This window comes from Methylophilus luteus, from assembly GCF_042676265.1.
GTDB lineage: Bacteria > Pseudomonadota > Gammaproteobacteria > Burkholderiales > Methylophilaceae > Methylophilus > Methylophilus luteus.
This window is the reverse complement of sequence record NZ_JBHTKB010000001.1, coordinates 1,266,684-1,286,681: the sequence shown is the minus strand read 5'-3', so window position 1 is coordinate 1,286,681 and position 19,998 is coordinate 1,266,684. Positions and strand designations below refer to the sequence as shown.

Here is a 19,998-nt window from a genome sequence, read left to right as displayed (position 1 = left end):
CATGCAGGCCAAGATATGGCCTGACTTGTGCATCTTATCCCGCTGCAAGTACACAGATAGTCAGCGGAAGTTGAAGGTTTACCACAACACTTGCTACATTCGTCAAAAAACCAGTCTTGTTCTTAGCCAATAAAGCGTAACGTTTTTCTATAAAAGGAGTTAAACATGGCAGCATTTCTAATCGCAGATGTATTAATTAAAAATGATGAATGGGTGCCTGAATATGCCAAGCATGTGCACATCATTGCTGAAAAGCATGGTGGAAAATATTTGAGTCGCAGTGCCAATATTGATGTGCTGGAGGGTAAACCACTGCAAAACACCTTGATCGCTTTGATTCAGTTTCCTAACAAAGAAGCAGCATTAGCGTTTGCCAATGATCCGGAATATGCGCCTTACTCCAAAGCCAGGCAAGATGGCACCGAAAGCCGTTTCCAGCTCATAGATGATACTGATGTTGCCGGCACCATCCCTTATCTGGCTAAATAAGGTATCAGTTTGATCTGAGCGCTTATATAGTTCGCAAAAAAACGCCGCAATTTGCGGCGTTTTTTATTGTGCTGCGCTGGCCTTTGCCGGTAGATAGGCTTTGCTAGCAGAGTGAGAGTGCATGCCCTAATTTCAACTTCTTGGTTTGCAGATAGGCCTGATTGAACGCATTAGGCGATGTTTGTATAGGCAGTATGCTATCTATCACGACCTTGCTGCTTAACAGCGCAGATACCTTATCCGGGTTGTTGGTTAATAGCCGGATAGACACTACTTTGAGTTGTTTTAATATCTCCGCGGCGGCATGGTATTGCCTGCTATCGACTGGCAGATTCAATGCTATATTTGCTTCGACCGTGTCCAGACCTTGGTCTTGCAAGCCATAGGCCAGTATTTTGCTGGTGATCCCTATGCCTCTGCCTTCATGGCCGCGCAAGTAGATGATCACGCCTTGTTGCGCTGCATGAATAAGCGATTGTGCAGCTGCAAGCTGCTCCCCACAATCGCAGCGCTGCGAAGAGAAGATGTCACCAGTCAGGCACTCCGAGTGCACTCTGGTCAATACGTTGCTGCTGTTTGTTATCTCTCCCAGCACTAACGCGATATGTTCGACCCCGGCCTGATGATCCTGAAAAACGTGCAATACATATTCACCATAGCGGGTGGGTAATCTTGAAGTGGCGGTTAAGCTGATACTGGCCGGGGCGCTGGCTGGTTTCAGGTCATCTAAGCGCATTGATCGCTCCCATCTTGATCAGTTTTGCCCGCACTACATTTCTGCTGACCCCCAGTAGTTTTGCAGTCTGTACCTGATTCTGATGGCAATGGTCATAGGCCGCTTTGACGAAAGCATCTTCAAAATAGGTATAGAGGTCGTCTTTGCCAGATTCAAACAACTGGTCAAATGCTTCTTTGAGTACATCAGTCTCGGCATGGTGTTGCAACTGCTGTTCCGATTTTTGCCTGTGCAGTTGTATGGATGACAAATGCAGGTCATCACTACGCACCAGATTGTTTCTGCAGATCAGTAGCGAATGATGGATCACATTTTCCAGTTCACGGATATTGCCTGGCCAGGTGTGCTGCAATAACTTCTGCTTTGCCGAGTCATCCAGCCTGATCTCTGCATAGCCCAGGCGGCGCGTATACTCACCGACAAAGTACTCGGCCAGCGGCAGGATATCGCCAGGGCGATTTCTCAGCGTCGGTAATTCCAGGTGCGCGACCCTGAGCCTGTAGAACAGGTCTTCGCGGAAGTTACCTGCCTGTACCGCCTCTTCCAGCCTGACGTTGGTCGCTGCGACTAGGCGCACATCGATAGGGGTCGCCTTGCGTGAACCCAGCCTGACGACTTCACGCTCCTGCAACACACGCAGCAGTTTGACTTGTATGCTGAGCGGCAGATCGCCGATCTCGTCTAAAAACAGCGTGCCGCCATTCGCTGCTTCAAACCAGCCGGCTTTGGCGACAAAAGCGCCAGTAAAAGCCCCTTTTTCATGCCCGAATAATTCGCTCTCCACCAGGGTGTCTGAGAAAGCCCCGCAGTTGACCGCCACGAATGGCTTGCCCTTGCGGTTGCTTAACTCATGCACATGGCGCGCGATCAGTTCTTTGCCGGTACCGGTTTCGCCTATGATCAGCACGTTAGCATCGCTGGGTGCAATCTGATTGATACGGCTGAGCAGGGCGATAGACTTGGGGTCTTCGAACACCTGCGCCGTTGCCCGTATCGATGTGGTCAAGGCACGCGAATTCGGCAGCGTCAGCAGCTTTTTGTCACTCTCGCGGTATTGCACATCATGAGACTGTTCCAGATTATCAATAAATTTTTCCATAATATTCATGAGTAAAAAGTAGGTTTAGGGAAGCTGCCATTCAGCGCCCATTCTCCCAGCTCCTTGATTTTGTAATCTAATGGATCATGCAGGGTGTGCGTTCTCAGGTTACGCCAATGTCTATCCAGGCGCAGGCCGGCATGGGTGGCTCTAGAGCCTGCCACTTCAAACATGCGGCTGGTGATGTCCAGCCCGGTGCGTGTGGCCAGCACTTTTGCCGTGCTGATACTGGTGGCCAGCAGGCCCCGTTCTTCTTCGGTCAGAGCCAGACCTTTTGCCCAGGCGGTATCCAGCTTTTCTGCTGCCAGGTCGCTCAATGCGCGCGTTGCCTCCAGGCCCACCCAGAACTCGCCATAATGGCCGAGGATGTAAGGGTCCTGGCTGGTCAGGGCCACATTTGAATTCTTCCAAGGCCTGGCTTCATGCAGGGTGTAGTTTTGTGCATCGTTAAAGGCACCTTCCGCTATGCCTAGATAGATATTGGTCAGTATCAGCTGGGCGATCAATGGCCGCAGGCATGCAAAGGGATTACTCAATGGGCCTGGCTCAGTGAGCAGCTCATTGTCTTCTACCCGCACTTTTTCAAAATTGACTGTACCGCTGTCAGTTTGACGCTGACCGATATTGTCCCAGTCATCCATGATGCTGATGCCGGTACGTAGCGTAGGGATAGCCGCGATCACCAGCTCGCCATCAGTCTTGCGATTCGCTGATGCGATTAGCATCTCTGAATCGAGTGCGCCCGAGCAAAAACTTTTTTTCCCGGAAAACTCGTGCCAGTGAGCATAGCTTTTAGAAATGGTGCGCTCGTCTAACGGGTTCAGGGCATTGCCCCAGAACCAGTTGAGTTGCGCGGTCTGCTCATACCAGCGCTGCCATTGGTCCGGCCTGGAGAATAAACGCACAGTCGCCAGCATCAAATGCTGGAAACCATACACGTGTGCGATAGAGCTATCCACTTTTGCGAACTCACGCACCACGGCCAGGGTTTCCTGCCAGCTGGAGCCATGGCCGCCATACTCGCTGGGGATGATCAGTGACAGTAAACCGCTGTTGCGTATGGCATCACGCTCCACTTTAGGTGTGCCGCCGCGATGATCCCTCTCTACCGCGGTCAGGGCAAAAGAATCAGCCAGTTGTCTGGCCACCTCTAGCGCACCTAGGCCTTCATTAAGGTGCACCGGCGGAATGAATGAAAAATGATTTATATTCAAAAGTTATATCCAGCTTGTTACATATGCTGATGATTCAGCATGTTTTGTGCCAACTCTGAAAATGCCTATCAGTTACCTGGCGCACACGCAGTAATTCATGTTTAGTTGAATAAAATCAGTGGCTTGAGTAAGTGTTTGCCTAATGCTTGCGTATGTTTTCAGATTGCCAGGCTTAGGCAAGCTGCATGGCCATGCTGGTTTATCAGCAACAATGCTGCTGATACAGCAGCAGGGGGTGTGATTATGCTGATTAAACAGCAACTCTGCTTAGAGCAGTTGTAAGTCTATGAATTTGTTTAATTTTATTTATGGCATGGTCTTTGCACTAGGGCTACTTATGTATGCAGCATGAATAAAAGGAAACTCATATCATGGAAATATTCTGGTTTTTGCCTACCCACGGTGACCAGCGCTACCTGGGCACCACGCAAGGTGCCAGGCCGGCAACACTCTCTTATCTCAAACAGATCGCCCAGGCCGCAGACCGCCTGGGTTATGGCGGCGTACTTGTACCTTCTGGCAGATCGTGCGAAGACGCCTGGGTCATTTCATCGGCATTGATCAACGAAACCAGGCAGCTCAAGTTCCTGGTGGCTACCCGCCCTGGCTTTATCTCGCCGGTGGTGTCAGCCAGAATGGCATCCACGCTGGACCGCATCTCTGGTGGCCGTTTGCTGATCAACGTCGTGGCTGGCGGCGACCCTGCCGAGCAGCAGGCTGAAGGCAGTTTTTTAACCCATGATGACCGTTATGCCGAAGCCGAGGAATTTTTATCCATCTGGCGTTCGGTGTTATCTGAAGCTGTGGTGGACTTTGAAGGTGAGCATCTGCAGGTGAAAGGCGCCAGCCTGCCTACCGGTAGCCTGCAAAAACCTTATCCGCCCCTGTTTATAGGCGGTGCTTCAGACGCTGCCATCGCGCTTAGCAGCAAACATATTGATGTGCATCTGACCTGGGGTGAGCCACCGGCTGCCGTCGCTGAAAAGGTCAGAGTGATCAGAGAGGCTGCAGCAAAACAAGGGCGCAGCATACGCTTCGGCATCCGGCTGCATGTCATCGTGCGTGAAACAAGCGAGCAGGCCTGGCAGGCTGCTGAAGAACTGATCTCGCATGTCACCGATGAAACCATCGCCGCGGCGCAGGCTGCGGTCGCCAATTTTGATTCGGTGGCACAAAAACGCATGACAGAATTGCACCACGGCAGGCGCGATAAGCTGGAAGTCGCCCCCAACCTTTGGGCCGGCGTCGGCCTGGTACGTGGCGGGGCAGGCACTGCGCTGGTGGGCGACCCGCAGCAAGTCGCTGACCGGATCAAGGAGTACCAGGCGCTGGGCATAGATTATTTTATCTTCTCGGGCTACCCGCATCTGGAGGAATCTTATCGCGTTGCTGAATTGTTGTTTCCGCTGCTGCCGCTGGCCAGAAAAAATGATGATGAAGTCAGTATCAACACCAATATGACAGGCCCATTTGGTGCAGCCAAACCTGTCAAACATGCCGCTTAGGGGAGCGTATGAAACTCGCAGTTGATTCACAATCCAAACATGCTCATATACACGGCGTTGATTTCAGTGGCACTCCGCAACAATTGGCTGATCAGTTATCCGCCTACCTGGCCAAGTCAGCGGTAGAGCGCGACATTGCCGGTGGCACTCCCTACGAGCAGCGGCAGGCAGTGCGCGATAGCGGATTATTAAAATTATTGATCCCCGAGGCCTATGGCGGCTTGGGCGGCAGCTGGCCCGAGATCTACGCCATCATCCGGCAGATCGCGCGTGTCGATAGCTCGATCGCACAAGTGTTCGCATTCCAGTTCCTGATGCTCACCTCTATCAGATTGTACGCATCTGAAGCGCAATGGCAGCATTACTACCGCTTGACCGCCAGCCACAATCTCTGGTGGGGTAATGCACTGAATCCGCTGGATAACCGCACCATCGCCCGCAAAGTAGCCGGTGGCTACCAGTTCACCGGCCAGAAAAGTTTTTGCTCCGGCTCTATGGATTCGGACTATATGATCGTCTCCGCCATTGAAGAAAGTACAGGCAAGTTCCTGGTCGCTGCGGTGCCGACTGACAGGAGCGGCATACGCCTGAATGGCGACTGGGACAATATGGGCCAGCGCCAGACTGACAGCGGTAGCGCCGAGTTTGACAGATTGCTGGTCAATGATAACGAGCTATTGCTAGACCCCGGTCCACTCAGCTCTTTATTCGCCAGTCTGCGTTCGCTGGTGGCCCAGCTGATATTCACTAACATCTATATCGGCCTGGCTGAAGGGGCGCTGCAGGATGGTGTCAAATATAGCACTAGCAACAGTCGTGTCTGGTCCGGCTCACTCGCGCAGACCATACACGAGGACCCTTTCACCCTGCTGCACTACGGCGAGTTCTGGTCTGGCCTGCATGCCTCAGCCATACTCGCCGACCACGCAGCTGGTCTGCTGGATAAAGCGTGGCTGCAAGACCTGGCATTAGACGAGAAAGCCCGAGGCGAACTGGCGCTAGCGGTGTTTTCTGCCAAAGTGCAGGCGACCAGATCAGGCCTGGATGTGACCTCCAGAATCTTTGAGGTAGCCGGGGCCAGGGCGACCACAGCCAAGTTACGCATGGATAGATATTGGCGCAATCTGCGGGTTTACACCCTGCATGACCCCGTGGATTACAAACTCAGAGACCTGGGTGACTGGGCATTGAACGGCAAATACCCCACACCCAGCTTTTACGCTTAACCCCTGAATAGAATCGGTCTTATGAAACAAAAAATCATTGATATGCGCAACCGTCCTGCCTTCTTGCATGACTTTTTTGGCGCCACACCGGCTACCGCTGCCTACGATACTGCCAAATGGCTGAATCAAAGGGTGGGCTCACTGGAGCCGGAACATTTCAAACGCTCTTATACGCTGCAAGGTTACCTGCAGGAGATAGACCAGGCCGGCATAGATTACGCCGTGGTGGTGGGCAGGGAGACGCCTGATCTGACCATCGCCGATGCTGAGGTCGCTCAACTGGTGCAGCAAAGCCCTAAGCTGATCGGGCTAGGCTCGGTGGATATAGTGGCGCGCGGTGTTGAAAGTGCGCTGGCTGCGATAGAGCATGCCATACATCAGCATGGCTTCAGGGCGATCAATATTGAGCCGGGCTTTGCCAAGCCGGCCCGCTACGTCGATGACCCCATCTTTGACCCGGTGTATCAGGCCTGCCAGCAGCACCAGGTGCCCGTATGCGTGATGTCGGGGCCAACCACACCGGACCTGGATTATGCACACCCTAATGCGGTCGCACGCCTGGCCAGAAAGTATCCGGACCTGAACATCATTTGCTTTCATGGCTACTATCCTTATGTGAACGAGATCGTTGGTGCGGCATTCCGTTATCCCAACTTATATCTGGTGCCAGACATGTATATCTTCCAGCCTGGTGCCGAGCTCTACGTGCAGGCTGCAAACAAGTTTTTAGGTGACCAGCTGTTGTTCGGTACTTCTTACCCGTTCAGGCCCATGCAGCAGACCATCGCTGATTTCATGCAGCTGGGTTTCAAAGATGCAGTGCTGGAGAAAGTGTTTTATCAGAATGCCGCCAGCTTGTTAAAGCTAGGCAATTAAGTTGTGAGAAATAGGACAGGGTATGCAAGATAATAACGAGGGTTTTGATGCGGTCAGTGACGCCATTGCTGCGATCGCCAATGGCGAATTCGTGATCGTTGTTGACGATACCGATAGAGAGAACGAAGGCGATCTGATCATCGCCGCTGAAAAGATCAGCACCGAGCAAATGGCTTTTCTGGTGAAACACAGCAGCGGCTTAGTCTGCGTCGCCATGGGTGAACAGCGGCTGCAAGCGTTGCAACTGCCGCAGATGGTGGCTCACAACGCAGACCCATACAGAACTGCTTTTACCGTGAGCGTTGATTATAAATATGGCACCAGCAGTGGTATCTCTGCGGCTGACAGAGCCTTAACATTAAGAGCACTGGCTGACCCGCATAGCCAGGCGCGAGAGTTTCACCGGCCTGGCCATATCTTTCCGCTGCGAGCGCGTGCCGGCGGTGTGCTCGCACGGCCCGGGCATACTGAAGCCGCTTTTGACCTGGCCAGACTGGCCGGGTTAAGCCCGGTGGGCGTACTGTGCGAAATAGTCAATGAAGATGGCAGCATGGCCAGAAGGCCAGAGCTGCTGTTATTCGCCAGAAAGCATGGGCTGAAAATCATCACGATTGCTGCAATGATCGCTTACCGTGAACAGCATCTGCCAATAGCCCTAACAGAAAAACCGGCAGCAACCAGCCGGCAGAATAGATTGCTGGATTCTGCGCTAAGCTATATCTAAGTGCACATTTGGCCGCTGCCAGTGTGTGGCAATGAACAAGATCCAGTTGAACAAAATCCAGATGAATAAAAAGCCCTCAAACGAGGGCTTTTTATTGTCTGGCGGACTAGTATGGTCCAGCGTCAGATCCAGGGGTGACGCGGTGGCTTGATCTTGTTCAGGCTGTAATTGCCCACCGCATGATATTTCCAGCGCACCGGGTCATGCAGGGTGTGGGTACGGGCGTTACGCCAGTGCCTGTCCAGGTTGAATTCACCCAGGGTAGAACGGGTGCCGGCTAACTCAAACAGCTTGCTGCCTGCCAGTAAAGCGGTTTCAGTGCTTAACACTTTGGCTTCTGCCACTGCGATCGAGGCTTCGGCTACCGTATCCTCATTCGGGTTACGTTGTGCTTCATCCAGGTATTCTCCGGCTCGCGCCAGCAAGGCTTCCGTGGCATGGATACGGATCTGCAGGTCGCCTATATCTTTAATGGTATGCGGGTCTTCGTAGCCATGCTCCAGATCGGTATCTATCCACGGCCGGGTGTGATTGCGTACAAAATGCAGCGTATCCTTGAATGCGGCACGCGCAATGCCGGTATCCACCGCGGCTTGAATGATCTGGGCTAACGGGCCCATGGCAGTCGGGCGGTCAAAGGCCTGCTGGTGAGGCAGCACATGTTCGCTAGGGACAAAAATATTGTCCAGTATGGTAGTGCCGCTGGCCGTGGTACGTTGGCCAAAACTAGACCAGTCATCAATAATGGTCAGGCCTTGGGCGCCGGCGGGTACAAAGGCTACCGCTGTATTATCATTCACATCCTTGGTGATCACCGGCACCCAGTCAGCCAGCAGGGCACCTGATGAGTAGAATTTCTTGCCATTGAGGAAAAAGCCGCTGTTGGCAGCCGTTAATCTCGTTTTTACATCATTGACGCTCTTGGTGCCGATCTCGGAAAATGCATTGCCGAAGCGTACCCCTTGCAACACCAGTTCAAAAAAGTAGCGTTTCTGAAATTCGCTGCCATCCAGGCGTAAACCTTCCACCATATACAGATGATTCTGCGGGATCTGGCCTATGCTGGGGTCCGCTTCAGAAACCGTGGCGATGACTTCGGCCAGCGTTTTGTTGGAGACGAATGCACCGCCATATTCTTTAGGCACTGTGATGCCCCACAGGCCGCTGCTGGAGAAAAGATCCAGTTCTTTACGCGGCAGCCGTCTCTCCTTATCGCGAAGCGAAGCTTCTTTTGCGATCTCACTGGCGACCTGTTTTGCGACCTCAATGGCTTCAGCGTCAGTTTTAATGATATGCGCGAGCTCCCTGGAGTGGGTCTCAGGCAAATGCGCAACATTGCTTGCTTGTGCAGTCATAGTTAATCCTTATTAAATTGATGTTGGGCTAAAACAACGCAGTCCTCGCCGAATCATGTGTGCTGCGCGTCTACCTGCTTTATTGCATTAAATATGCCAACTGTTAAGTGATTGAATTTAATAAGTATTCGCCGTAGGCTGCGCTTTGCAAAGCGTGTAAATCGACCATAAGCTGCTGAATGCATGCTGATTAATCAGCACACTGCCAGGCGTGTACGCGGCCACAGCCAGCCTGGGGATGCTGCATTTCATGAATAGTTGCTGATAAAGCAGCAGCGCATCAGCAAAATACTGATTAAACCAACACCCTGAAAAATATAAAAAACTCTGCATGTTATTGATTTATATAGGTAAATAATCTTGGCATGGTTGCTGCTATTACTCATGTAAGCCGGTATTCCAGCATTGAACAAATTAAGTTGGCGCCGGCAACACATGTTTAGGAGCCATGAATGAGTCGTCCCTTGAAAGTCACAGCTGTTGCAGGCAGCTACAAATTACCTTCCAGAACTGCAGCACTGGTTGCGGCCCTGACCGAAAAACTGGGGCAGCAGATCGCGATCGATCTGCACCAGATAGACTTGAGTGAAATCGGTGGCAGTTTCACCGCGTCATTTGACCCCAGGGATCTGCCTGCCAGGGTGCAAAAAGATATTACAGCGATTGAAACAGCGGACCTGCTGATCGTAGCCACACCGGTCTATCGCGCTTCTTATAGTGGGCTGTTCAAACATCTGTTCGATCTGGTCAATTACGAAGCTTTGATCGATGTGCCTGTGCTGCTCGGTGCGACCGGTGGCAGCGACCGGCATGCCTTGATCATCGATCACGAGTTAAGGCCGCTATTCAGCTTTTTTCAGGCCTTGACCCTGCCAGTAGGCGTGTATGCCACTGAAGCCGACTTTGAAAACTACCAGGTGAAAAGTGAGGCCTTGAAAGCGCGTATCGAGCTGGCGATAGCACGGGCACTGCCGCTGCTTAAACATCGCGTCACCGTCACTGAAGCCAGCCTTCAGGCCATATGACACCAACGAATCTTTGGAGAACTTGTATGAGTACACAAAACATCAAATTTGCTTACTGGGTACCAAACGTCAGTGGCGGCCTGGTGGTGAGTAATATTGAGCAACGCACTAGCTGGGATATCGATTACAACCGCAAACTGGCACAAATCGCCGAAAAAGCAGGGTTTGAATATGCATTGAGCCAGATCCGTTTTACAGCGGGTTATGGTGCCGAGTTTCAGCACGAATCCGTTGCTTTCTCGCATGCGCTTCTGGCTGCCACGACCAAGCTCAAAGTGATCGCAGCCATCCTGCCTGGCCCATGGAACCCGGTGCTGGCTGCCAAGCAGCTGGCCACCATAGATCTGTTGACCGAGGGCCGCGTAGCGATCAATGTGGTTTCTGGCTGGTTCCGTGGTGAGTTCACTGCGATTGGTGAGCATTGGCTGGACCATGATGAGCGCTATCGCCGTTCTAAAGAGTTCATCGAAGCCTTGAAAGGCATCTGGACACAGGATAACTTCACCTACCGTGGTGACTTCTACCGTTTCAGCAACTACACGCTGAAACCCAAACCATTGCAACAACCGCATCCCGAGATCTTTCAGGGTGGTAGCTCGCGTGCGGCGCGTGACAATGCCGCCAGCGTTTCTGACTGGTATTTCACCAATGGCAACACGGTAGAAGGCATCAAGGCGCAAATCGATGACATCCGTGAAAAAGCGGCAGCCAATAAGCACCAGGTCAAAATAGGCGTCAATGCCTTTGTGATCGCGCGTGATACTGAAGAAGAAGCCAAAGCGGTATTGGCAGAGATCATCGCCAAGGCAAACCCGGAAGCAGTGCATGCTTTCGGTCATGAAGTGAAGAATGCTGGTGCTGCCAGCCCGGAAAGAGAAGGTAACTGGGCCAAGTCCACCTTTGAAGATCTGGTGCAATATAACGACGGCTTTAAAACCAATCTGATCGGTACCCCCGAGCAAATCGCCGAGCGCATCGTCGCGTTAAAAGCGGTGGGTGTGGATCTGATTCTGTCCGGCTTTTTGCACTTTCAGGAAGAGGTCGCTTACTTTGGTGACAAGGTGTTGCCATTGGTGAGAGCGCTGGAAGCAAAGAAACTGGCTAAAGCCGCCTGAGTGCCAGCCTGGGGAACAGCCTGATGACAACAGACACTTTACCGGACTGGCTCAGGTTTCAAACCGAGCATAGAGCACAGCGTGTCGCCATCCGGCACAAACAACTGGGCATATGGCATGAACAGACCTGGCAGGCAGCGCATCAAGCGGTGGTGCTGGCTGCGCAGTTGCTCAAGCAAAAAGGCTTTACTAGCGGAGACACCTTGTTTTTACTGAGTGAGCCCAGACCAGAGGCACTGCTGCTGTCGCTGGCTGCTCACTGGCTAGGTGGCGTGTCGGCGCCGCTAGACCCTGCTCACAAGCAATCCGAGTTGTTGGATCTGCTGCACACCTTACGCCCCAGGTTTGTTTTTGCGGAGACGCAAGCACAGGTCGATCAGGTGTTTGCAGCAAAGCCAGATGTGCAGCTGCTGATCTTTGCCGATGCCAGGGGCCTGGCTGACTACCATCATCCATCCATGTTCGCCTACAGCCAGATCGCTGCAGCTTTTGAGCAACAGACATTGCCTGAGCTGGCGATCAAAGCCGCAGACTATGACATTGCTTTCCGCTTTTACCGGCTGAGCCAGCATTACCAGCTCGAGTACCGTGAGATCACGCATGCCGAGTTATTGAAGAACGGCCAGACGCTGGTGCTGCATGAGGCGCTGACTGATAGGGAAGAAGCCTTGGCAGCGCGCGCTTTTGCCGCCAGCGGCCATGCGCGATATCTGCTTTCTCCGTGGTTGTTAGCCGGTTTCAAACTCAATTTCCCGGAGAATCTGGCGACCAGGGATACGGATAGACGCGAACTGGGCCCAAGCCTGGTGGCCGGTACTGCAGCTACCTATCAACGCTTGTATTTATTGACCCAATCTCGTTGGCCGTTGCAAAACAGCTGGCAATTCGTGCTGCTGCAGTGGGCGTTAAAGGTTTACCGCAAGCGCGTGCCTTTACTCAGTGTCATTGCACTATGGCTGGTGATAGCGCCGTTAAAAGATGTACTCGGCCTGAGCCATACCCGGGTGCCGTTACTGGTGGGAGAGCCATTGTCCGCCGAGGCTGAACAATTTTTTTCTGCCATCGGCATTCAGGTGCGGGGCTGGCCGGAAGAAACCACCTGGCACACCAGCCAGCTGCTGGTGATCCCGCCACCTGATAGCAGCGCTGAAACTTACTTCGCCCTCAAAGGCTTAAGGGCAGCATCATGACCGCGAGCCAAGCACTATTAAGCCTGCAAGGTATTTCTTTGTCTTTCAAGGGGGTACGGGCGATCACCAATATCAGTTTTTCGGTGAACAAAGGCGAGATATTTTCCCTGATCGGGCCTAATGGCGCCGGCAAAAGCTCACTGCTCAACGTCATCAATGGTGTTTACCAGGCAGATGAAGGTTTGATCACTTATCAGGGGGTATCCAGGAAAAGCATGCATCCGCAGTGGGCGGCCAGGCGTGGTGTCGCAAGGACCTTCCAGAACATCGCCTTGTTCAAGGGCATGTCGGTACTGGATAACGTGATCACTGGCACCAACCTCAAGCTTAAAAGCAGCTGGATAGAGCAGGCATTCAATATAGGCCGTGCGCCTGCGGATGCATTGCGGCAGCGACAGAAAGCCGAGCAGGTGATCGCATTTTTAAAATTGCAATCATGGCGTAACAGCATCGTGGGCAACCTGCCTTATGGTCTGCAAAAACGGGTAGAACTGGCACGCGCCCTGGCTGCCGAGCCTGAGCTGTTATTGCTGGATGAGCCTATGGCAGGCATGAATGCGGATGAAAAAGCAGAAATGGGCCGCTTCATCGTGGAAACGCAAAAAGAGTATGGCACCACCATCGTGCTGATTGAGCACGATATCAGCGTGGTGATGTCCTTGTCGGACCATGTAGTGGTGCTGGACTACGGCAAAAAGATAGGCGATGGCACACCTGCCGAAGTCAGGGTAGATCCGCAAGTGATTGCAGCTTATTTAGGCAGCAGACAGCAGGCTAAGGCTGGCACAGACCAGAATAAGGAAATAGCTAAACAATGAATTTTTTTCTGGAAGTGTTAAGCGGTGGTTTGCTGGCCGGCGTGATGTATTCACTGGTGGCCATCGGTTTCGTGCTGATTTATAAAGCCTCAGGGGTTTTTAACTTTGCCCAGGGGGCGATGGTGTTATTTGCCGCCCTGACCCTGGTCAGCCTGGTAGAGCGGGGCGTACCGTTCTGGGGTGCATTCGTGGTCACCCTGATCATCATGGTGCTACTGGCCTGGCTGATAGAGCGCCTGGTATTAAGAAAGCTGGTCAATCGCTCGCCTATCACCCTCTTTATGGCGACGCTGGGTTTGAGCTATATCGTTGAAGGCCTGGCTCAGGCCATGTGGGGCGCGCAAGTACATGCTTTAGACATAGGCATCAATGATGAGCCATATGAAGTGTTCGGTATTTTGCTGTCGCAGTTCGACCTATTTGCCGCCGCCATCGCTGGTGGCTTGGTGGTGTTGCTTGGTTTTCTGTTTAACCGGACCCGGGTCGGCATTTCGCTCAGAGCCGTGGCTGATGATCAACTGGCGGCGTTGGCGGTAGGCATAAGATTGCAACGGCTGTGGCTGATTGTGTGGGCAGTGGCCGGCTTTGTCGGCCTGGTGGCCGGCATACTGTGGGGCGCGCGGGTCGGTGTTCAGTTCTCTTTATCGCTGATCGTACTCAAAGCACTGCCGGTATTGATCATAGGTGGTTTCACCTCTATCGAAGGTGCGATCGTTGGCGGGCTGATCGTAGGGTCGTCCGAAAAACTGGCAGAGGTATTTATCGGCCCCTTGATAGGCGGCGGCATAGAAAACTGGTTTCCATATGTGCTGGCAGTGTTGTTTTTACTGGTCAGGCCTTATGGTCTTTTTGGCGACAAAGCCATAGAACGCGTTTAACAGGGTCAGCATGCTTTATAAAGAATCAGGTCAGTTTGTCACCGCTTATCGTTTTGATAGACGATTCCTGCGCCTCCGGCAGGAAAGATGGGCGTTTGCCGGCTTGCTGGCGTTTGCTTTCCTGGTCGTCCCCCTGATCGGTAACGACTATTGGTTCAGTGCCATTCTGATCCCTTTTCTGGTGCTGTCTCTGGCAGGCATGGGCCTGAACCTGCTGACCGGTTACGCCGGGCAATTGTCGTTAGGTTCAGCGGCGTTTATGGCGGTAGGCGCATTCGCCACCTACAACTTCAACCTGCGTATTGAAGGCCTGCCATTGATTGCCAGCCTTATCCTCGGCGGGCTGACTGCCGGCGGTGTAGGCCTGGTGTTCGGCTTGCCCAGTTTACGCATCAAGGGCTTTTATCTGATCGTTACTACCCTGGCTGCGCAGTTCTTTGTGCTATGGGTGTTCACCAATTTTGCGTGGTTCTCAAATAACTCGTCTTCAGGCGTGATCACAGCGCCGCCGCTACATGTAGCAGGGGCTGATTTCAGTGCACCCGCAGGCCGTTATCTGCTGACATTGACCATAGTGGTCGCGCTAGGCCTGTTAGCCAAAACCATAGTCAGTGGTGAAATAGGCAGAAAATGGATGGCGGTGCGGGATATGGATACGGCCGCGGCTGTCATCGGCATCTCGGTGCCCAGAACCAAATTACTGGCATTCGCCATCAGCTCCTTTTATTTGGGTATTGCCGGTGCACTGTGGGCATTTACCTATCTGGGTACGGTTGAACCGCACGGATTCGACCTTAGCCGATCATTCCAGATATTGTTCATCATTATCATTGGTGGCATGGGCAGTATTTTAGGCAACTTTCTGGGGGCTGCGTTTATCGTGCTTTTCCCCATACTGCTTTCGAACCTGTCATCGGGCCTGTTTGCCGGCACGATAGACCCCGGGCAGCTGGAAAATTTTCAGAAGATGATTTTCGGCGCTTTGATCATATTTTTCCTGATCAAAGAGCCCAGCGGGTTAGCCAAGGTCTGGCAAACCATCAAACAACGGCTGCGCGTCTGGCCGCTGCGTTTCTAGCCAGTTCATACACTAAAGGAGTCATTACAGATGTTGAACTTGCGCTGTAGACGCATTTATATAACAGAAAATTATTAACAATAACTTTTATATTTTAAAAAAGGAGTTTTAAAGTGAAATTTTTGGGTAAACATAGCTGGCTATTGCTGGCACTGGGTCTGGGTGTCGCCAGTGTCAGTACGCAATCGCAGGCGGCGAATGAACAGTATTTCCCGTTGCAGAGTTACCGGATCGGGCCATATGCTGCCGGTGGCTCGGGTTTCTTCGGCGGATTCATCGATTACCTGCAGTATGTGAATGCTAAAGAGGGTGGGGTGAATGGGGTCAAGTTCACCTGGAGTGAGTGCGAAACTGAATATGTGGTTGAAAAAGGGGTCGAATGCTACGAGCGGCTGAAAAAAGGTTTGAATGGCGCTCCGGCCGCGGCAACCAATCCTTTGTCAGTGGGTATCGCCTATGCCACATTAGAGCGTTCTACCGCTGACAAACTGCCGTTGATCACCATTAACCATGGCCGCACTGATTCCACAGATGGCAGTGTATTCCCGTATGCTTTCCCGCTGCAGTTGAATCCGTACAGTGAAGTCTCGGGCATCGTCAACTACATCGCACAAAAATCCGGCGGCCTGGACAAGCTCAAGGGCAAGAAGATCGTCACCCTTTATCACGGGTCACCTTACGGTAAAGAAACCAGCCCTATCCTGGAACTGCTGGCTAAAAAATATGGCTTTGAGCTGACATTGCTGGAAGTGCCTCATCCAGGCAATGAGCAACAGTCACAGTGGTTATCCATACGTCGTATCAAACCGGATTGGGTGATATTGCGTGGTTGGGGCGTGATGAACCCGGTGGCGCTGAAAACTGCGCAAAAGACCGGTTTCGCTGCTGACCATATCATAGGCAACATCTGGAGCAATTCGGAAGATGATGCCGCGCCAGCCGGTAACGCAGCCAAAGGTTACATTTCGATCACTACCCATCCTTCAGGGACCAGCTTCCCGGTACTGCAGGGGATCAATCAATACGTGGTGAAAGCCGGCAAGGGCAACCTGCAGGACCCCAAGCGTTTCGGTAATGTTTATTACAACCTTGGTGTTGTAAACGGCATCCTCAACGTTGAAGCGGTGCGTGTCGCTCAGGCCAGGTTCGGCAAACGTCCATTAAGCGGTGAAGAGGTGCGCTGGGGCTTTGAGAACATCAGGCTGGATGACAAACGTCTGACAGAACTGGGTGCCCTGGGCCTGGTGCAGCCACTGAAGTTAAGTTGCGCCGACCATGAAGGCGGTGGTGCAGTACGCTTCCAGCAATGGGATGGTACGCAATGGAAAGTGATCACTGAGTGGGTGCAGGCTGATCGCCAGTTGTTGCGGCCTATCATTGAAAAATCATCGCATGAATACGCCAGAGAAAAAGGCATCACCCCGCGTGATTGCAGCAAGGAAGACCTGGCAGCTAAATAATCCAAGGCTTATTTTGACTGGGATGCATACCGTGACAGCGGTATGCATTTTCAGTTTGATGCCGTGGGCAAAGGCTTCACCATTGCCCACGTGATCAAATTGAGGAGAGTCTGATGACACAGGCCATAGCAAAACCAAATCCGCATGTGGATGCGGTTGCAGATGCCATACTGCAACTGGATGATATTGAAGTCATTTACGAGCAGGTAATCTTTGCCATTAAACATATCTCGCTGCAAGTCAGCCCGCGATCCATCGTGGCCTTGCTGGGAGCCAATGGTGCCGGTAAAAGTACTATACTAAAAGCTATTTCCGGTCTGGTTCCGGCCCAGCGCGGCGAGATCGTGCAGGGAAAGATCTACTATCAGGGTGTTGACGTCACCCAGGCAACGCCTGGCGACCTGGTGTCGCGGGGCCTGGTTCAGGTGCTGGAAGGCCGGCATTGCTTTGGCCATCTGACGGTGGAAGAAAACCTGCTGACAGGTGCTTTTGTGCGCAGGCCATCCGCCAGGGTGTTAGCGCAGGAGCTGGAAACAGTGTATAGCTTTTTTCCGCGGCTGAAATTATTGCGTAAAAACCATGCCGGTTACACCTCCGGTGGCGAACAGCAAATGGTCGCCATAGGCAGAGCGCTGATGGCAGACCCAAAATTGATACTGCTGGATGAGCCTTCCATGGGCCTGGCCCCACAGGTCGTGGAAGAGATCTTTGACATCGTGCACCAGCTGCAACAGACACAAGGCCTGAGTTTTTTGCTGGCTGAGCAGAATGCGACGGTCGCATTGCGTTATGCAGATTATGCCTATGTCATAGAAAGCGGTCATGTGACGCAGCAGGGGGATGCGCAAACCATCGCTGACAGTGCGGCCTTGAGTGATTCATATCTGGGCGCCAGTCGCTGACGCATAGCCAGCAGCCAACCACTGGCTCGCACTGGTTTCACAACGAAAAAAAACGGCCCGGCGGCCGTTTTTTGCTGATAGCGGTCTTAAAAGAAATGCGCGACGTGGAAGATGGCCTTGATACCATCGATATCCGGCAGGTTGTTGCGGTTCTCTCTAAAGTAGAATAGGTCTATACGCTTGTTGCTGTCACCATCGATCAGATAACCGACACCTACATCTACGCGTTTCCTATCCAGGCCGGTGGTGTCATTGTTGAATTCCTGATAGATGACTTTGGGTTGGAATTTACCTATCCAGACGGTATCGGCAAAGGTATAGCTGCCATTGACAAAAAAGCCTTTGGCTTCTGGCAGAACTGTATCGCCGGTGTTGTCATTGTCATAGTTGTAATAAGACGCCTCTGCGCCCAGCACAGCGCCATTGCTTAACGGTTTTTCCAGACGCGTATCCAGGTTCCAGTACTTGGAATCCCCTTTGTTGAGGATAGTGCCGGTACCATCTTTCTGATAGCGGTAAGAAGCGCCTATCGAAAGAATGGATTTTTTACCGTCGTAGCTGGCCAGGTTGTAAAAGCCTGCTTCGGTATCCCAAAAGTTGTATTGCAGACGCGTCGCATACGAAAGGTTATCGGCCTGATTCGAGCCGCCTTGCCTGCCATTGGTGGCAGAGACATAGTATTTGAACGCGGCACTGTTGTCCCAGCCGAACAGCACTGCCCCGTTATCACGGCCGGCAAACTCATAAGAGCCTTGCTCGGCGATGGGGAAATCAAACGTAGTCGAATACATGGGCGCGGATGCCGAGGCACGGCTGGCTGCCGGCAAGAAACGACCTGCCCAGACATTGACGTAATTATTGACCTCTATGCCCAGATGGCCATCCAGCAACTCTATCTTGTCATCTGCAGTATTGCGGGCAAAGTTAAATTCATAGGTCACGTTTTTATGTAATTTACCATTGGTATATAAACGTGCCTCTTCGACTTCAAAGTCTTTGGAGCGGCTGGAGCCATTGGGTGCGGCATCGCTGATAGAGCTGAAGCTGACGCGCGAAGCGATACCGATATTCAGGAAAAGATTCTCGTCCCGTTGTATGGTTGCTTCGGCAAATGCCTGCTGGCTGATGATCAAGCCAGTCAGCACGGCTAAATGTTTACGATGAAATTTAGATTTTATTTTCATTTGGACTCTCTGCTTTTTGTAAGATGGGATGAATACCTGCCAGCGTTAAATTCACGCACGGCGATTGGATACCAACTTAGTTATTGCAGAAAGCGTGCCACCATTAAAATATAATAAAATCAATGGCTTATATTAAAATTACTGTAAAAGGCATGCTGAGCTATCGGCATGGTTGCTGTTTGTATGCCGTTGAGACAGCATAGCCCGGTCAAACCTGCGGATGAGGTGAGTGCCGATTAAAGCTGCTGCTGCAGATGCAGCATTTACAAAGGCAATAGCGATATCAGCAGCGCAGACAACAAAAAACGCCGCTAAAGCGGCGTTTTTATCAGACAGGGCAGGGATCAACCAAACTTGCCGGTGATATAGTCTTCGGTCTCTTTACGGCCAGGGTTGGTGAAGATCTTGTCGGTATCATCATATTCGATCAGCTCACCCAGATACATATAAGCAGTGTAGTCAGACACACGCGCGGCCTGTTGCATGTTGTGGGTCACCACCAGGATAGTCAGCTTGCTGCGCAGCTCTACCATCAACTCTTCGATGTTGGCGGTCGCGATCGGGTCCAGCGCTGAAGTCGGTTCATCGAACAGCATGATCTCCGGGTCAGTCGCCAGCGCGCGTGCGATACACAGACGTTGTTGCTGGCCGCCTGACAGGTTGAATGCCAGGTCATGCAAGCGGTCTTTCACTTCGTTCCACAAGGCGGCGCCTTTGAGCGCTTCTTCCACCTTGTCATCCATGATGCGTTTGTTGTTCTCACCACGCACGCGCAGGCCATAAGCCACGTTCTCGTAGATGGATTTAGGGAAAGGGTTAGGTTTCTGGAACACCATGCTGATGCGCATGCGTACTTCTATCGGGTCTACACCGCTATCGAGCACATTGGTGTTATCCGGGTGCATGACGATCTGACCCTGGTATTTATTACCTGGATACAGGTCATGCATACGGTTGAAACAGCGCAGGAAGGTTGATTTTCCGCAGCCTGAGGGGCCGATCAACGCAGTGATCTTGTTCTCGTACAAGGGCATGGAAATGCCTTTGAGTGCGCGGGCGCCGTTGCTGTAAAAGAAGTTCAGGTCGCGAGCTTCGGCTTTAATCGGGGTCGTTATTGTGGCCAT

General features: G+C 52.2%; 19 protein-coding genes. 13 read left to right on the top strand and 6 right to left on the bottom strand.

Going from position 1 to position 19,998, the window contains the following annotated elements:
* The first annotated feature begins 165 nt into the window (after positions 1 to 165).
* Positions 166 to 489 carry a DUF1330 domain-containing protein gene (locus ACFQ1Z_RS05855; RefSeq protein WP_379056320.1) on the top strand — a complete coding sequence of 108 codons (324 nt, stop codon included), beginning with the start codon at positions 166 to 168 and terminating at the stop codon, positions 487 to 489.
* A gap of 103 nt (positions 490 to 592) precedes the next feature.
* On the opposite strand, the gene ribA is transcribed toward ACFQ1Z_RS05855, so the two are convergent.
* Genes ribA through ACFQ1Z_RS05840 form a run of 3 tightly spaced genes read right to left on the bottom strand, consistent with a single transcriptional unit; the run spans position 593 to position 3,538 of the window.
* Positions 593 to 1,225 carry a GTP cyclohydrolase II gene (gene ribA / locus ACFQ1Z_RS05850; protein ID WP_379056318.1) on the bottom strand — a complete coding sequence of 211 codons (633 nt, stop codon included), beginning with the start codon at positions 1,223 to 1,225 and terminating at the stop codon, positions 593 to 595.
* Positions 1,212 to 2,324, bottom strand: coding sequence for a sigma-54 interaction domain-containing protein (locus ACFQ1Z_RS05845; RefSeq protein ID WP_379056317.1), 1,113 nt, complete (start codon positions 2,322 to 2,324; stop codon positions 1,212 to 1,214). Before ACFQ1Z_RS05845 ends, ribA begins: the two co-directional genes overlap by 14 nt.
* A 5-nt stretch (positions 2,325 to 2,329) precedes the next feature.
* Entirely contained in the window at positions 2,330 to 3,538 is a 1,209-nt protein-coding gene (locus tag ACFQ1Z_RS05840) for an acyl-CoA dehydrogenase family protein (protein WP_379056315.1), read from the bottom strand.
* Between the two features lie 371 nt (positions 3,539 to 3,909).
* Between ACFQ1Z_RS05840 and ssuD the strand changes: the two genes are divergently transcribed.
* Genes ssuD through ribB form a run of 4 tightly spaced genes read left to right on the top strand, consistent with a single transcriptional unit; the run spans position 3,910 to position 7,869 of the window.
* Positions 3,910 to 5,043 carry an FMNH2-dependent alkanesulfonate monooxygenase gene (gene ssuD, locus ACFQ1Z_RS05835; protein WP_379056313.1) on the top strand — a complete coding sequence of 378 codons (1,134 nt, stop codon included), beginning with the start codon at positions 3,910 to 3,912 and terminating at the stop codon, positions 5,041 to 5,043.
* A gap of 8 nt (positions 5,044 to 5,051) precedes the next feature.
* Positions 5,052 to 6,269, top strand: a complete 1,218-nt coding sequence (locus ACFQ1Z_RS05830; protein ID WP_379056312.1) for an acyl-CoA dehydrogenase family protein — start codon at positions 5,052 to 5,054, stop codon at positions 6,267 to 6,269.
* A gap of 21 nt (positions 6,270 to 6,290) precedes the next feature.
* On the top strand, positions 6,291 to 7,145 hold the full coding sequence (locus ACFQ1Z_RS05825) for an amidohydrolase family protein (protein WP_379056311.1): 855 nt from the start codon (positions 6,291 to 6,293) through the stop codon (positions 7,143 to 7,145).
* A 22-nt stretch (positions 7,146 to 7,167) separates the two neighbouring features.
* Positions 7,168 to 7,869, top strand: a complete 702-nt coding sequence (gene ribB, locus ACFQ1Z_RS05820) for a 3,4-dihydroxy-2-butanone-4-phosphate synthase (protein WP_379056310.1) — start codon at positions 7,168 to 7,170, stop codon at positions 7,867 to 7,869.
* 122 nt (positions 7,870 to 7,991) lie between these two features.
* On the opposite strand, the gene ACFQ1Z_RS05815 is transcribed toward ribB, so the two are convergent.
* Entirely contained in the window at positions 7,992 to 9,224 is a 1,233-nt protein-coding gene (locus tag ACFQ1Z_RS05815; protein ID WP_379056309.1) for an SfnB family sulfur acquisition oxidoreductase, read from the bottom strand.
* A gap of 452 nt (positions 9,225 to 9,676) precedes the next feature.
* Between ACFQ1Z_RS05815 and msuE the strand changes: the two genes are divergently transcribed.
* The 8 genes from msuE to ACFQ1Z_RS05775 all read left to right on the top strand — a co-directional run bounded on the left by msuE (position 9,677) and on the right by ACFQ1Z_RS05775 (position 17,690).
* Positions 9,677 to 10,249, top strand: coding sequence for an FMN reductase (gene msuE, locus ACFQ1Z_RS05810; RefSeq protein WP_379056308.1), 573 nt, complete (start codon positions 9,677 to 9,679; stop codon positions 10,247 to 10,249).
* A 26-nt stretch (positions 10,250 to 10,275) separates the two neighbouring features.
* Positions 10,276 to 11,364, top strand: coding sequence for a dimethylsulfone monooxygenase SfnG (gene sfnG, locus ACFQ1Z_RS05805; protein ID WP_379056306.1), 1,089 nt, complete (start codon positions 10,276 to 10,278; stop codon positions 11,362 to 11,364).
* A 23-nt stretch (positions 11,365 to 11,387) separates the two neighbouring features.
* On the top strand, positions 11,388 to 12,554 hold the full coding sequence (locus ACFQ1Z_RS05800; protein WP_379056304.1) for an AMP-binding protein: 1,167 nt from the start codon (positions 11,388 to 11,390) through the stop codon (positions 12,552 to 12,554).
* Positions 12,551 to 13,372 carry an ABC transporter ATP-binding protein gene (locus ACFQ1Z_RS05795; protein WP_379056303.1) on the top strand — a complete coding sequence of 274 codons (822 nt, stop codon included), beginning with the start codon at positions 12,551 to 12,553 and terminating at the stop codon, positions 13,370 to 13,372. The genes ACFQ1Z_RS05800 and ACFQ1Z_RS05795 overlap by 4 nt, the downstream gene beginning before the upstream one ends.
* Positions 13,369 to 14,250: a branched-chain amino acid ABC transporter permease gene (locus ACFQ1Z_RS05790; protein WP_379056302.1), complete on the top strand. Its 882-nt coding sequence runs from the start codon at positions 13,369 to 13,371 to the stop codon at positions 14,248 to 14,250. The genes ACFQ1Z_RS05795 and ACFQ1Z_RS05790 overlap by 4 nt, the downstream gene beginning before the upstream one ends.
* A gap of 10 nt (positions 14,251 to 14,260) precedes the next feature.
* On the top strand, positions 14,261 to 15,328 hold the full coding sequence (locus tag ACFQ1Z_RS05785) for a branched-chain amino acid ABC transporter permease (protein ID WP_379056301.1): 1,068 nt from the start codon (positions 14,261 to 14,263) through the stop codon (positions 15,326 to 15,328).
* Positions 15,329 to 15,441: 113 nt separating this feature from the next.
* Positions 15,442 to 16,788, top strand: a complete 1,347-nt coding sequence (locus ACFQ1Z_RS05780; RefSeq protein ID WP_379056300.1) for an ABC transporter substrate-binding protein — start codon at positions 15,442 to 15,444, stop codon at positions 16,786 to 16,788.
* Positions 16,789 to 16,901: 113 nt separating this feature from the next.
* The gene (locus ACFQ1Z_RS05775; protein ID WP_379056299.1) at positions 16,902 to 17,690 is read left to right on the top strand and encodes an ABC transporter ATP-binding protein; all 789 of its coding nucleotides are present in this window, start codon (positions 16,902 to 16,904) and stop codon (positions 17,688 to 17,690) included.
* A gap of 86 nt (positions 17,691 to 17,776) precedes the next feature.
* On the opposite strand, the gene ACFQ1Z_RS05770 is transcribed toward ACFQ1Z_RS05775, so the two are convergent.
* Together ACFQ1Z_RS05770 and pstB are read right to left on the bottom strand one after the other, a co-directional pair.
* On the bottom strand, positions 17,777 to 18,874 hold the full coding sequence (locus ACFQ1Z_RS05770) for a porin (protein WP_379056298.1): 1,098 nt from the start codon (positions 18,872 to 18,874) through the stop codon (positions 17,777 to 17,779).
* 344 nt (positions 18,875 to 19,218) lie between these two features.
* On the bottom strand, positions 19,219 to 19,998 hold the full coding sequence (pstB, locus tag ACFQ1Z_RS05765; RefSeq protein WP_055825903.1) for a phosphate ABC transporter ATP-binding protein PstB: 780 nt from the start codon (positions 19,996 to 19,998) through the stop codon (positions 19,219 to 19,221).

Coding starts and splice junctions, on each gene's coding strand:
- ACFQ1Z_RS05790 (WP_379056302.1), top strand. CDS start 13,369: ATGAATTTTTTTCTGGAAGTGTTAAGCGGTGGTTTGCTGGCCGGCGTG.
- ACFQ1Z_RS05815 (WP_379056309.1), bottom strand. CDS start 9,224: ATGACTGCACAAGCAAGCAATGTTGCGCATTTGCCTGAGACCCACTCC.
- ACFQ1Z_RS05795 (WP_379056303.1), top strand. CDS start 12,551: ATGACCGCGAGCCAAGCACTATTAAGCCTGCAAGGTATTTCTTTGTCT.
- ribB (WP_379056310.1), top strand. CDS start 7,168: ATGCAAGATAATAACGAGGGTTTTGATGCGGTCAGTGACGCCATTGCT.
- msuE (WP_379056308.1), top strand. CDS start 9,677: ATGAGTCGTCCCTTGAAAGTCACAGCTGTTGCAGGCAGCTACAAATTA.
- ACFQ1Z_RS05785 (WP_379056301.1), top strand. CDS start 14,261: ATGCTTTATAAAGAATCAGGTCAGTTTGTCACCGCTTATCGTTTTGAT.
- ribA (WP_379056318.1), bottom strand. CDS start 1,225: ATGCGCTTAGATGACCTGAAACCAGCCAGCGCCCCGGCCAGTATCAGC.
- ACFQ1Z_RS05825 (WP_379056311.1), top strand. CDS start 6,291: ATGAAACAAAAAATCATTGATATGCGCAACCGTCCTGCCTTCTTGCAT.
- ssuD (WP_379056313.1), top strand. CDS start 3,910: ATGGAAATATTCTGGTTTTTGCCTACCCACGGTGACCAGCGCTACCTG.
- ACFQ1Z_RS05830 (WP_379056312.1), top strand. CDS start 5,052: ATGAAACTCGCAGTTGATTCACAATCCAAACATGCTCATATACACGGC.
- ACFQ1Z_RS05775 (WP_379056299.1), top strand. CDS start 16,902: ATGACACAGGCCATAGCAAAACCAAATCCGCATGTGGATGCGGTTGCA.
- ACFQ1Z_RS05845 (WP_379056317.1), bottom strand. CDS start 2,324: ATGGAAAAATTTATTGATAATCTGGAACAGTCTCATGATGTGCAATAC.
- pstB (WP_055825903.1), bottom strand. CDS start 19,998: ATGGCCACAATAACGACCCCGATTAAAGCCGAAGCTCGCGACCTGAAC.
- ACFQ1Z_RS05855 (WP_379056320.1), top strand. CDS start 166: ATGGCAGCATTTCTAATCGCAGATGTATTAATTAAAAATGATGAATGG.
- ACFQ1Z_RS05800 (WP_379056304.1), top strand. CDS start 11,388: ATGACAACAGACACTTTACCGGACTGGCTCAGGTTTCAAACCGAGCAT.
- ACFQ1Z_RS05770 (WP_379056298.1), bottom strand. CDS start 18,874: ATGAAAATAAAATCTAAATTTCATCGTAAACATTTAGCCGTGCTGACT.
- sfnG (WP_379056306.1), top strand. CDS start 10,276: ATGAGTACACAAAACATCAAATTTGCTTACTGGGTACCAAACGTCAGT.